4 protein-coding genes (1 of these 4 cut by a window edge) are annotated in these 14,133 nt (G+C 66.0%); all 4 read left to right on the top strand.

What is annotated here, in order from left to right:
- Positions 1–359: 359 nt before the first annotated feature.
- Positions 360–1,775 (top strand): hypothetical protein, encoded by a 1,416-nt coding sequence (locus tag KB874_RS11430; protein WP_212536671.1) that lies wholly within the window; start codon positions 360–362, stop codon positions 1,773–1,775.
- 3 nt (positions 1,776–1,778) lie between these two features.
- The gene (locus KB874_RS11425; RefSeq protein WP_212536670.1) at positions 1,779–4,082 is read left to right on the top strand and encodes an AAA family ATPase; all 2,304 of its coding nucleotides are present in this window, start codon (positions 1,779–1,781) and stop codon (positions 4,080–4,082) included.
- The gene (locus KB874_RS11420; RefSeq protein WP_212536669.1) at positions 4,079–5,002 is read left to right on the top strand and encodes an HNH endonuclease; all 924 of its coding nucleotides are present in this window, start codon (positions 4,079–4,081) and stop codon (positions 5,000–5,002) included. The genes KB874_RS11425 and KB874_RS11420 overlap by 4 nt, the downstream gene beginning before the upstream one ends.
- A 413-nt stretch (positions 5,003–5,415) precedes the next feature.
- Positions 5,416–14,133 carry the 5' end (the start) of a tandem-95 repeat protein gene (locus KB874_RS23155; protein ID WP_283054479.1) on the top strand. It continues 21,483 nt past the right edge of the window, so 8,718 of the gene's 30,201 nt are visible here — the first part of the coding sequence; the start codon lies at positions 5,416–5,418; its stop codon lies beyond the right edge, outside the window.

The following is a 14,133-nucleotide window of genomic DNA, read 5'->3' as shown; positions in this document are numbered from 1 at the left end:
TGCCCGGCAGGAATTGGTTTCGCAAGTCTTACCGTCGGAGAGCGGTCTTCGCCATCGCGGGATTGTCCATTGCGCCGTCACGCAGGTCGGAAGGTTTTCACCGTTGCGCAAACGCCTCGGCGGGGCGGTGACCGGGCCGACCGGCGCGCGGGGGGCGTTCCGGTGTGCACCGCGCGACAACGGAATGAATGCGCATCCCTGCCGATGCCCAGAAACCGGGCGTTTCGCGATCGTTCCGCGTTCTGACAGGCGGGTCATTCCGGCGCGCCGACCGCGTGGCTTTTCGGTTTTTCCTTGCGCGGCCACCACATCTTGCTACCCTTGCGTGTATTGATTGATGGTCATTACCGGAGGCCGCCGTGAAGCAGGCTGTCGTCATTCTGCACGGCATGGGAGAGCAGATCCCCATGCAGACGCTGAATTCCTTTGTCCGGTCGGTCTGGACGACGGATACGGCCCTGGTGAACCCGGGCAAGCCTGATCCGAACACCGGGGGGCGCCGCAAGGGCAATGTCTCGTGGGCGAAACCCGACCCGCGCAACAACTCGACCGAATTGCGGCGGATCACGACGGAACGGGACGAGGCGGGCAACTACACCGATTTCTACGAATACTACTGGGCGCACCTGATGCACGGCACCACCTGGGAGCACGTGCAAACCTGGATCAAGGATCTGCTGCTGCGCAACCCGTCGACGCGGGTGCCGGGCCGGGTGTTTCACGCCTGGGTCGTGCTGTGGATCATCGCGCTGGTGGTGGTGGGCCTGACGCTCTGGGGGCTCTGGCCCAAGGCCGAGGCGCCCAAGCCCTGGCTTGCCTGGCTGTCGGCGCTGGGCGGGATGGCGGTCGCGGCCTTCGTCTCGGACGTGCTGATCAAGCGGTTCGGCGACGTGGCGCGCTACGTCAAGGCGCTGCCGCCCAACGTCGCCCGGCGGCAGGAGATCCGGCAGACCGGAGTCGACCTGCTGGACCGGCTCATCAAGTCTGGCGAGTATGACCGGATCGTGGTCGTCGCGCATTCGCTGGGCTCGATCGTGGCCTATGACATCCTCGCCATGCTGTTCGCCCGCTACAACACGCAACTGGACGACGGCGATCCCGACGAGATGCAACAGCCCGAGCGGCACGCGCTGGAAGAAATGATCCGCGCCGCTGCGGCGGGTGGCGCGCTGGATCTCGACGCCTTCCAGGACCAGCAGGCAAAGGCGCAGGACGAGGCAAGGGCGCAGGGCGCGGGCTGGATCGTGACCGATTTCGTGACACTCGGCGCGCCGCTGGCCCATGCGGAATTCCTTATGGCCGAAAGCCGCGAGGACATGCGTGCAAGGCAGGAGTCGCGGCTGCTGCCGACGTGTCCTCCGGTGCTGGAATATGACGGCACAACCAAGCTGGCGCATTTCACCTATGCCGGCGGGCGCGACCGTGACCCGCAGGACCGCCGCCTGCCGCATCACGCGGCGCTGTTCGCCTATACCCGCTGGACCAACCTCTATTCCCCGGAAAAGGCCATCCTGACCGGCGACCTGATTTCCGGCCCGGTGGCCGAGGTCTTTGGCCTGAAAACCGACACGGGTGTGCTGCGCGGCATCCGCGACATCGCGGTGCTGCCCGCGCTGGACGCTGCGGGCAAGGTCGCGCCGGGCCATCGGCGCAGCTTCTTCTCGCACAACAATTACTGGGCGCTGGACAAGGGCACCGAGACCGGGCGCGCAGCGGTTCCGCATCACATCGCGGAACTGCGCAAGGCGGTGCGGATCCTGCAACCCCGGGGCTGATTCATGCGTTTCATCGACCGCTCCAAGCTGTCACCTCCCGCAATCCTGTTCGACAAACGCGCAGAGGACGAGCGTCGTCAGGTGCTGGCATTCATCGAGCAGACCTACAGCAAGGGCGGAACGCGCCGGGTGCCTCGGCCCGACTGGCTGGACGCCGATCCCGGCTTTCGCAAAGAGATGGCGGGCCTGTTCAACGGTCTGTGCGCCTATTGCGAAAGCCCGGCAGGGATCGAACCCGAGATGGTCAAGTCCTCGGGCCCGGGGTCATCCGGGATGGTGCGGCGCCACCGTCCGCACGCGCTGGCGCAGGACGAGGACGGGAATACCGAACTGCTGGCCTATTGCTGGCTGATGTACGACTGGGACAACCTTCTGTGGGTCTGCCCGGAATGCGCCCGGCGCAAGGGCAACCTGTTCTTCGTCGAGGGCAAGCGCGGCCAGCCGGTGATGCCCATCGGGGAACTGCGCGAGGTGGAACAGGAACTGCTGCTGGACCCGTGCTTTCACGATCCGCGCGCGCATCTCGATTTCCTGCCAGACGGCCGGGTGAACTGGACCAGTCCGCAGGGCCACGCGACGACCGAGGTCCTGGACCTCAACCGCGAAGATCTGGTCAAGGCCCGGCAGAAGGCAGTGCTGGATCTGGCCGGGGCGCTTGCGGCGGACCGGGCCGCTGCCGCCGATGGGCTGCTGTTCGACGCGGCGTTGTCCGCGCCGGACGCCCATGCCGGGTCGGCCACCGCGGCAATCCTCGCCCATGCCGCCAGCCGCGACCTGCCGCAGGACGGGCCGGAGGCCTTCCTGTCGGCCTTTGCCGATCTCGATGCCGGGGCGCGCGCCGAATTTGTCAACGCGCTGGTCGGTGATACCGACATGACGCTGATCCGGTCGGTGGATTTCATGCCGGAGCCGAAGTTGTCCATCCTGATGGACGAGATCACGCTGCCACCCAAAGCGCGCCCGCGCAGCCGCATCCCCGACATTCGCAACCTGCCGAACGCCAGCAAACCGATCACACGGGTCGAGATCGACAATTTCAAGGCGTTGCGCGGGATCGCCTTCGACCTGCCCGCAAGCGTGACCGACAGCGGCCAGTCGCCCTGCATGCTGCTGCTGGGTGAGAACGCCACGGGCAAGTCCTCGGTGCTGGAGGCGATGGCGCTGGCGGTGATCGGCGCGTCCGAGGCGGCGGCGCTGGATGCGCTTCTGCCCGGCGAAGACCTGTCGCCCGCCGGGCTGATCCACCGGCCCGACATGCATGACTGGGCGACGACCGCGCCGGACATGCGCATCACGCTGGACTTCCTCGATTCCGACAACCCGTGGACGCTGACCGCGCAGGCGGGCGACACCACCTTTTCGGGGTCACAGGACTGCGCGAGGGTCGTCCTCGGCTACGGGCCGCGCCGCTACTTCACCTCGCGCCGGACGCGACGGCTGCGCGCGCCGGCGCATCGCGTGCGCTCGTTGTTCGATCCCATGGATATGATCGCCAACCCGATCCACTGGCTGTCCTCCCTCGACGAGCCGCAGTTCTTTGCCGCCGCCCGCGCCCTGCGCGAGGTTCTGATGCTGTCGGACGACGACGATTTCGAACGCGACGACGACCCCGACACGCCGGGCAGTATCTTCATCCGCCAGAACGGCCAGCGCATCGCGATGAAGGACATGTCGGTGGGATACAAGTCGGTGATCGCCATGGTCAGCGACATCATCCGCGAGTTGCTGTACCATTTCGACAATCTAGAATACGCGGCCGCCGTGGTCTTCATCGACGAGATCGAGACCCACCTGCATCCGCGCTGGAAGATGCGCATCATGACGCTGTTGCGCCGCGCCTTTCCGCAGGTGCAGTTCGTCGTCACCACCCATGATCCGCTGTGCCTGCGCGGCATGTATGACGGCGAGGTGTTCGTGTTGCAGCGTGCCGCCGACACCGACCGGGTGGAACAGGTGGCCGACCTGCCCTCGATCCGGGGGATGCGGGCCGAGCAGATCCTGACCTCGGAATTCTTCGGGCTGGGATCGACCGACCCGGAAACCGACGCGCGGCTGGCGCGCTATAACGCGCTGGCGGCCCGGATCGAGACCCTGACCGAGGCCGAGCGCGCCGAGCTGGACCGTCTGCGGCAGGCGCTGGACGAGGATATGGTGATCGGATCGACCCTGCGCGAACAGGCCTATGCCGAGGCCTTGAAGGAACGGGTGGAAAAGCGCTCCGTCGCGCCGACAACCGCGCCCTCGCCCCGGCGGGCCGAGCTGAAGGATCGCTTTTCCAGCCTGTTCGACCGCAAGGGCGGGCCATGATCCGCGTCGAGCGCACACCCTGCCCAAGGCCGCTGGACCCGGCCTTTCCCGACGAGGCCGGCCCGCGTGAGCTGCGCAAGCTGACCGACAAGGTCGCGCGCGGTGAAACCCTGTCGGGGGACGATTTCCAGGCCTATCGCAACGCGAAGGTGCGCGAGGCGCTGCGCGAGATGTTCCACGGCAAATGCGCCTATTGCGAAAGCAAGATCGCGGGCTCTCAGGATACCGACGTGGAACATTACCGACCCAAGAAGGGCGTGACCGAGGCCGACGACCTCGGCATCGCGCATCCCGGCTACTGGTGGCTGGCGATGGTCTGGGAAAACCTCGTGCTGTCCTGCCAGCACTGCAACCAGACGCGCTCGTCGTTGGTCATCATTCCCGACGACCTCGAAACCGAAGAGGACCTGCGGGAATTCCTGATGCGCCAGCCGCAAAGCCGAGCGGGCAAGCTGAACGCCTTTCCGACAGAGGACAATGTCTGGGTCACGGCGCCGGGCAACAGCCTCGGACAGGAAAGGCCGCTGATCCTGAACCCCGCCGATGTCGACCCCGAGGCGCATCTCGACTGGGTCCTGTTCAAGGGCGCGGCGACGGTGCGTGCGCGGGATGCCAGCCTCGCGGGCGAGGCGACACGACGGATCCTGGGGCTGAACCGCCGATGGCTGGAAGAGGACCGGCGGGTGCACCTGCTGGAGATGCGCGAGGATCGCAACGACATCATCGAGGCGATCAACAACTGGCTGACCGCAGACGATGCCGCCGACCGTGACCGCTGGTCCGCCTGGGCCGACCGCGCCATCGCGCGACTGGTGCGACGGACCGAGCCGGACAAGCCCTTTGCCGGCATGGCGCGCGCCTTCCTGGCGCAGGTCCAGGCCGAGGTCGACGCGATGGCGCAGCCGGGCGGCGGCGGCTGATCCCTCGCCCCCGGCTTGCCGGATTACCCGACTTGACCGTGCAGGCGCGCCAGAAAACTGTGGCGTGGTCGCCGAAGGTATGCATAGCTAACGATACGTTATTCTTCGGGATGCGCTTCCTGCCCGGTTGGTCCTGGAAGCAAGGCCGTCACGGCGCCGGATTGGCTGCGCCACGCCCTTGCCGACGCCGGGTCGCAGATGTGCCGATGCCGGTGGGGCTCGCATTCCGACAAAAGGGTTTGGCCGGTGAAGATATTGGTCCCGGATCGACAGCAGCCCGTCAGGGCCTGGGCTATCGTGCTCCCGTTCGAGGGCAGCGGAGTGCCCCAGTTCGGTCTGCGGAGCCGTGACGATGCCGGCAAAAGGGCCGTCTGGACTGGCCACGGGCCGGGTCACGGCAGGGGGGACATGTGATGGATATCAACGGCACGTCTGGTGCGGACTCGATCTTCGGCACAGACGAGGATGACACCATCACCGCCTTTGCCGGGGCCGACCGGATCCTCGCGCAGGGTGGCGACGACAGTATCGATGCGGGCGACGGCGACGACACTATCGGGGGTGGGGCCGGGGCCGACTACCTGTTCGGCGGCGCGGGCGCGGACGAGTATGTAGGCACGCTGGCCGATCTCCAGAACGACACGATCGACGGTTTCGCCCCCGAGGACCGCATCCTCGTGCTGGGTGCCCGCTTCTTCACCGCGAACCTGACGGTCACGCAGCAAGGCACCGATACGCGGGTCGACATCGACGCCAACGGCGATGGCAGCACGGACTCCACCCTGATCCTCACGGGGCTTTTCCCGGAGGGGCTGCTGGCCCTGCCCACCGGCGCCGACACGATCCTGCTGCGGAACGTGTTCGACACCGTCATCGAGGGCACGCCGGGCCCGGACAGCATCGAGGGCACGCCCTTCATCGATGTGATCATCGGGCTTGAAGACGACGACACGATCAACGCGCAGGCCGGCGGCGACAGCGTCATCTCGGGTCCTGGCGCCGACTCCATCGACGCGGGCGAGGGCGACGACACGGTCGATGCCGAAGAGGGTGACGACACGATCATCGGCGGCCTTGGCGACGACATCATCGATCCTGGGCCCGGCGACGACAGCATCGACAGCGGGCCGGGCGACGATCTGGTCATCCCCAGCCCCGGCAGCGACACTGTGCGCGGGGGGCCGGGCGAGGATACGGTCGACTACCGGCTGGCCACGCTGAGCGATCCCTACACGATCACCATCGGCCCCGACCTGCCCGGCATCGAGTTCTCGACCGCCGATCAGTTCGACGTTCAACTGCTGATCGAGCCGACCGTCTCGGATGGCAGCGAAATCGAAGCCTACCTGTTCGAGATCGAAGACGTCTTTTTCGAGGACAAGACCGAGTATTTCGAAATCCGGACGGAACAGTTCGGCCAGTATTTCGACGAGCAGATCACCATTCACCTGGGCGAGGGCGACGATGACGAGATCGACTTTGACCAGGACATCCACTCGCTCTTCACGTCCGAGGGCGTGTTCTATCGCGACGGCTATGTGCAGCTGGCCGACCCGTTCCTGACGCAGAAGTATTTCGATACCAACCTGTACTACAAGGACTGGATCGGCCTGATCCAGACCATCATGCTGTCGCGCTTCCTGCAGGAAGAGGACGACGCGACACCGGACGACCAGGTCAAGTTCACCGGCGTCGACAACGTCACCCTGACCGAGGCCGACGACCGGTTCTGGATGACCGACAAGGACGAGGGCACGCATTCCGGCTCGGGCGAAATCCTGGGGCTTGGCGGGCGCGACCTGCTGTTCGTCGCGCAGGCCCCGACCGGGGGCGAACTGCTGCTGGACGGCGGCGAGGATGACGACATCGTGGTCGCCATCGAGGGCGAGGGTGTGATCACCGCGGGCGGCCTAGGCCGCGACGTCATTATCAACACCACGCCGGGCGGCAAGATCTATGGCGACACGCCCACCGGCCAGGTCATCAACCCGGACGGAACGGTCAGCAAGGTCGCGGACAGCCCGGAAAACGCAGACCTCTTCTGGTTCGCACCCGACACGACGATCTTCGACCCGCAGCGCGACGACGTTCTGACCTTCTATGGCATCCCGCTGACGGGGGGCGACGCGGGTATGACCTCGTCCAGTTGGGCAATGAAGGCTGTGCCGGGGCTGAGCGCACTGAACTCGGTCACGGGTCTGCTGACCAACGTCATGTCGTTCCAGGCCATCCTGCAACTCAAGCAGGTGGGCGGGCTGCTGCGCACCTCGGCCGATACCTTCCTGCCCAACATCTTCTACATCATCGAGGGCAACGCGCCCGACACCACGCTGCGGGTCGTCAACACGTTCGACCTGCTGTTCAAGCTGGCGACGGGCGTCGATGTCGTCGACGAGTTGAACCTGATCCCCGGGCAGGAGACCGTCCGTTTCAAGGGCGCACAAAACGTCCCGCAGTTCACCTTCGCCACCAAGGATTTCGAGTTCTCCGCCGGTGACTGGGATCCGGTGAACGATGCCGGCGGCTTCATGAGCCTTGCCGCCTCGGCCGTCAACGATACCGGCGATTTCGGGATGCTTTTCAATTTCCCCAGCGCCTTCTCGGTGCTGATGGCGGCGGCGGACGGGCTGGCGGGCGAGTTGATCAAGGCGCTGCCCGGCGTCGGCATGCTGTTTCGCGTCTGGGAATACTGGACCATGGCCGACGGCGCGGCCTGGATGGCGGGCTCGGCGATCCGCCTGTCCAAGAACACGCGCTGGGCCGAGGGCGACGACCCGCTGGTGATCGACCTGGACGGCGACGGGGTGGAGACGCTGTCGATCGACTATTCGCGCGTCTATTTCGACGTGGACAACGACCTGTTCGCGGAACGCATGGGCTGGGTCGGCCCCGATGACGGTTTCCTCGTCCGCGACGTGAACGGCAACGACCGCATCGACAACGTGACCGAGATGTTCGGCGCGCGGGGCGGCGGCGGGTTCGCCGATCTGGCGCCCTTCGACGAGGCGGCGCAGGGCGGCGACGGCGATGGCCGGATCACGGCGGGCGACGCGATCTGGGCCGAGCTGCAGATCTGGCGCGATCTGGATTCCGACGGCTACACCGACGCAGGCGAGCTGTTCTCGCTCGATGCGCTGGGCATCGTGGCGCTGGACCTGGCAAACGATCCGCTGGACATCCGGACGCCGCAGGGTGCGGACCTGCTGTCGTCGGGCGAAGTGGAATTCGCCGACGGCACGATCCGGCGCATGTTCGAGGTGATCTTCGAGACCTCCGAGGCGCTGACCCAGTATGCTGGCGAGGCGGGCCGCGCCGCCTGGCAGCAGGACCTTGCCATCGAAAGCCGCGGCTATGGCTCGATGACCGACCTGAACGTGGCGATGGCGAACGACATCGCGATGGGCCAGATCGTCGCCGACGCCGCGGCGGCGATGACCACGCCCGATTTCCATCAGTTGCGCGCCCAGATCGGCCCCGTCCTGACCTATTGGGGCCAGACGATGGAAACCACGCGGGAACTGGTCCCCGTGCTGCTGGAAACCGATGGCGACGGGGTCGTGACGCTGGCCGATTACGGCATCTATGTCGAGGACGGCACCGGCGGTTACTGGACCCTGCACAGCGGCGCCCCGGTCACAGACGCGGGCGGTGCGCCCATTGACCGGCCGACGCTCGAAGACCTGCTGGCCATGACGACCGCCACCGATCAGGCGTGGCAACTGGAACAGGCATGGTCGCCCGCGACGCGCGGCGAAGCGGTGCAGTTCCGCGAGAGCGCACCCTATCTCATGCGGATCGTCGATGGCCGCGCGGTGATCGACGATTACGGCATCCAGAACCCCGACGGCAGCTGGCGCCTGGCCTCGGGCCGCGAGATCACCGACACCGGTGGCGCGACCATCGCGCAGCCCACGGTGGCGGACATCCTCGCCCTGTCGCGCGATCCCGGCCAGGAATGGCGCGTCGAGGACATCGGCTTCAACGATCTCGCCTCGGTTCCGGTCGAGGCGATCGGCGTGCGCATCACCGACGGCATCCCCGTCGATTACACCGTCGAGGTCACGGACCAGGACGGCACCTTCTATGTCTGGGCGCGCAATCTCGACCGGGCGCTGGAATTGCAGTTCAAGACCGGCGACTCGCGCGAGTTCGCGCTGCGCAACTATGCCGTCGATTTCGACACGCTGGACGAGGTCAACTCCAGCATCGACAGCACCTATCGCGTCGAGCTGATGACGCCGGGCCAGTTCCATTTCGCGACCAGCCTCGCCGGCGTCGATTTCCGCAAGGAGATGCTGACCGCGACGCTCGACAATTCGACGGGACTGATCGACTACAAGGTGGTCGAAGGCGGTAGCTACACCACCTCGACCGAGGAATACGAGTCCGTCATCAAGCCGATGATCGACCTCGTCGGCCTGTCGATCCAGCAATACATCATGGTCAGCAGCCGGATGGCCGTGCGGCTGGCGCTGCAGGACGGCCTCTCGGACTTCTCGCGCGGGCTGGAATACGACCTGGCCTCGGACAAGTATCGTCCGACGACCGACCTGGGCCTTGCGCCCATGTTCACCGCGATCTTCGAGGGCGCACCCACCAGCAACGTGGACGATGCGGTCTATGACTACCTGCAGGACTGGGCGATCATCCTCGCCCAGGTCTTCCCGGACTTCCAGCCGAACGACCCGCAGCTGTTCTTCGACCCCGAGGTGGGCGTCGACCAGCCCTACATCATGCAGATGCTGATCGCCGCGCAGGAGACCGTGGGGCTGGATCTGGATGTCGCCGCCATCGCCAACGCGCTGACCATCGACGAGCGCCGCATCATAATGCACACGCCCGAGCAGACCGAGGTGCGCGGCGACTATGACAACGTCAATTTCTTCTATCTGACCGAAGGCAACCAGGAGGTCATCGGCAGCTACGAGGCCGACGCGGATCAGTTCGACGACAATGTGCAGATCGACGTCTATTTCGTCGGCCAGAACGCCGGCGACGACACGATCTATGACCGCGACCTGGGCGATCACGACCAGCTGCGCTTTGCTCACCTGCGCTCGGACGAGGTGGACGCGGTGCGCGACGGGCAGGACCTGATCCTGTTCTACAACGGCGGCGCCAACCATATCCGCGTCACCGACCAGTTCCTGGGCGAACAGAACATGCTGTTGTCCAGCGGCAAGCGGACCGAGACCGGGGTCGAAGAAATCATCTTTGCCGACAGCGTGGTGTGGAACCGCGGGCGCCTGGCCTTCGAGGTGGTGGACTTCGACCGCGCCGCACTGGTCGAGGCTGACGCCTATTACGGCTCGGGCTCGGGCGACGTGCTGTTCGGGGGGCTGGGCAACGACTATCTAAGCGGCGGCGCGGGGGGCGACAACTACATCTTCCGCGTCGGCGACGGTCACGACGTCATCGACGACCTTGGGAATTTCTCGTTCGGCCCTGTTCAGGCGGGGCTCGATTTCCTGACCTTCCGCGGCGACATCACCGAGAACACCGTGCGGCTGACCCGCGACGGCGCATCGGAAAACCTGCTGATCACCATCCTGGACGAGGCCGGCAACCCGACAGGCGACAGCGTCGAGCTGGTGGGCCAGTTCGGCGGCGTGCGGCTGAACCTTGGTGCGTTTTCCGAGGCGATCGGGGCCGATGACGGGCTGGACTACATCGCGCCGAACCTGATCGAGAAGATCATCTTCGAAAAGGGCTCGGCCCTCGATTACACCGACATCGTCGAGCGGGTCATCGCCAACGCCAAGACCGAGTTCGACGACGCCATCTATGGCATGTTGAACGACAACACGCTGGACGGTGGGGCGGGCGACGACTTCCTCACCGGGCGCTCGGGCTTCGATACCTACATCTACGGCCGCAACTACGGCAGCGACGTCATCCTCGACAACGATTTTGCCTCGGCCCTGTTCGGACCGAAGGACGACAAGCTGCAATTCGTCGACGACCTGCGCTGGACCGACTTCGATTTCCTGCGTGACGGCAGCAGCGACACGATCCGCCTGCGTGTCAAGGACACGACCGATGAGGTCGTCCTGACCGACTACCTCGAAGAGATCCTGCTGGTCGGCTACATCAACCTGATCGAAGAGATCGAGTTCGGCGACGGCACCGTCTGGAACCACCTCAAGCTGCTTCAGCATTACATCGACATCGCCAAGACCGATGGCGACGACACGATCTATGGCTGGGAAACCATCGCCGACCGGATCGACGGCGGGCTTGGCGACGACCGGATGGAAGGGTTCAGTTCCGGGGATACCTACGTCTTCGCAGCCGGATACGGCTCGGACACGGTTCTCGACAGCGCCGGCACAGACAAGATCGAGTTCGTCGGGCTGAATTCCACCGACGTCGATTTTTCGCGAACGGCGCTTGACCTGATCATGACGATCCGCGGCACGACCGACCGGATCGTGCTGGAAAACCAGTATGTCCGCGAGGGCCAGCAGCGCAACGCGGTCGAGTTCTTCCAGTTCGCGGACCGGACACTCGACTACTTCGACTTCAACCCCGAGGACATCGACCTTGTCGGCACCAATGCCTCGGAAACCATCACCGGCTCAAACTTTGCCGAGACGCTGGATTCGCGCGGCGGCAACGACACGATCATCGGCGGCGATGGCGGCGACACCTACCTGTTCGACGTGGGCTACGGCCAGGACCTGATCATCGACACCCGCGTCCGGGCCGCGTGGCAGGACCGCAAGGGCATCATCGTGCCCAAGGACGACGTGGTGAAGTTCGGCGCGGACATCACGCAGGCCAACGTCATCTTTGCCAAGGACGGCGACGATCTGGTGATCTCGGTCGCCGACCGCACCGACACGCTGCGCATCCGCAACCAGTTCCTCGACCTCGACAACGGCGTGGAACGGTTCGAATTCTTCGACGGCGGTTTCATGTCGATCTCGGATGTCGAGGAACAGCTGGCCATCGAGGGCGGCAACCGCGGCGACAACGTGATCGAGGGCAACCCGACCGGCGCCAACGTGCTGGACGGGCGGCAGGGCGACGACACGCTGATCGGCGGCACGGGCGCCGACACCTATGCCTTCAGCGCCGATTACGATTTCGACCGGATCATCGAAAGGCCCGACGCGCCGGGTGTGATCGACCTCGTGCAGTTCGGCGCCTCGGTCAAGCGCGACGCGCTGCGGATCACGCGCAACGGGCTGGACCTGGTGATCGACCTCGGCAACGGGTCGGACGTGCTGACCATCGTGGGCGGGTTGGGCGACACGCGGGTCGAGCAGTTCCGCTTTGCCGATGCCAGCATCCTGACCATCGACGAGATCATCGACGCGATGCTGACCGGCACGGCGGCGAACGAGCAACTGGTCGGTCTCGACAACCGCGATGACACCATCATCGGCGGCGGCGGGTCGGACGCGCTCGAGGGCGGCGCGGGCAACGACACCTACCTGTTCGGCTACGGCCAGGGCAGCAACAGCATCTTCGATACGTCGGGCATCGACCGGCTGGAATTCGGCGCCGGCGTCACGCCCGAGCGCGTGACCTTCGAGAAGATCGGCAACGACCTGCTGATCCGCCTGGCCGCGACCGACGAGCGGATCGCGGTGATCGGCGGTTATCGCCAGAACCCGGTCGAGGTCTTTGCCTTCGAGGACGGCACGGAACTGAGCATCGCCGAGGTGCGCGCACTGATCCGCGACGGCCAGTCGAACGGCTCGCAGGACGTGCTCGACACCTCCGATTTCGGCACCGGCACGCCGCTGGAGCCGGGCGCAGGCCATGACCGCGTGATCCTGTCCGAGGGCAGCGTCGTGGTCTTCCACTCGGGCGACGGCATCGACCGGGTCGAGATGGGCTCGCGCGTGGTCAACGCCACGCTGGTGATCGCCGATTTCGCCAGCAACCAGGCCGACGTGCGCTTTGCCGACGGGTTCGGCCGCGACCTGATCCTGACCTTCCCCTCGACCGGCGACCAGATCGTGATTGCCGGTGCGCTGGGCACGGGTGCTGTGCCGCGCGTGCAGTTCACCAACGGCGTGACCTGGGGCGCGGCCGAGCTTGTGCAGGCGTCGATCAGCGCACAGGCGAGCGGCGGCGACGACACGATGCGCGGCAGCGACCGGGCTGACCTGCTGCAGGCGGGCGCGGGCGATGACGCAGTGCGCGGTGGGCGCGGCGACGACACCTATCGCTTCTGGCGCGGCGACGGCCAGGATGTGATCGAGGACGAACAGGGCTTCGACCGGCTTGACGTGACGGGTTACGCACCGGGCGAGATGCGGGTCGAACGCCTTGCTGCCGGACGCGACGACCTGATCCTGACCTTTTTCGGCTCGGACGACGCGATCATCATTCGCAACGCCGCCGTCGACCTCGTGGTGTTCAGCGACGGCACGGAATGGACGCGCGATACGCTGCTCGACCAGGTGAACGCGGTGGGGTCCGATACCGACGACCTGCTGCGCGGCACGCCGGGCGAAGAGATCTATCGCCCCGGCTTCGGCAACGACCGGATCATCGACGGGCGGGGACGCGACGTCTACACGTTCGAGCGCGGCGACGGCCAGGACCGGATCGAGACCTCCGGCGCGGCGGACGGCTTCGGCGTGATCGAATTCGGCAGCACCATCGCGCTGGAGGACGTGACCGCCAAACGCGACGCCGAGGGCAATCTCGTGCTGATGATCGCGGGTGGCGACGACCGGCTGACGCTGGTCGATCCCGCCGGCGACCCCGACGCCATCGTCGGAACGCTGCGCTATTTCGACGGCCGGACGCAATCCATCGCCACCGTGTCCCGCTCGATCCCCGCGACGGATGGCGACGACCACGTGGTGATCCCCTCGCGCGAGCCGGCCTCGCCCGAGCCGGGCACAGATGTCTTCGGCCGCGACGGCAACGACACGCTGGAAACTGGGCGCGGCGCGGACGTGATGCATGGCGAGCAGGGCAACGATCTGCTGCGGGGGCACAGCGGCGGCGACACCTATTTCTTCGGCCTTGGCGACGGGCAGGACACCGTCGCGGACGTCGAACTTCTGGCCGATGGCGTGGTGGACCGCATCCGGTTCGAGGCGGGAATCCTGCCCTCGGACATCGTGTTCCTGTCGGTCGGGCCGACCGACATGGTGCTTGGCATC

Origin of the sequence: Thetidibacter halocola, assembly GCF_018224955.1 — a bacterium.
In the GTDB taxonomy this organism is placed as follows: Bacteria; Pseudomonadota; Alphaproteobacteria; order Rhodobacterales; family Rhodobacteraceae; genus Thetidibacter; species Thetidibacter halocola.
The sequence above is the reverse complement of the archived record's forward strand: the minus strand, read 5'-3'. Positions and strand labels throughout refer to the sequence as shown.

Excerpts from the sequence above, each read along its gene's own strand:
- KB874_RS11425 (WP_212536670.1), top strand. The coding sequence starts at position 1,779 with ATGCGTTTCATCGACCGCTCCAAGCTGTCACCTCCCGCAATCCTGTTC.
- KB874_RS11420 (WP_212536669.1), top strand. The coding sequence starts at position 4,079 with ATGATCCGCGTCGAGCGCACACCCTGCCCAAGGCCGCTGGACCCGGCC.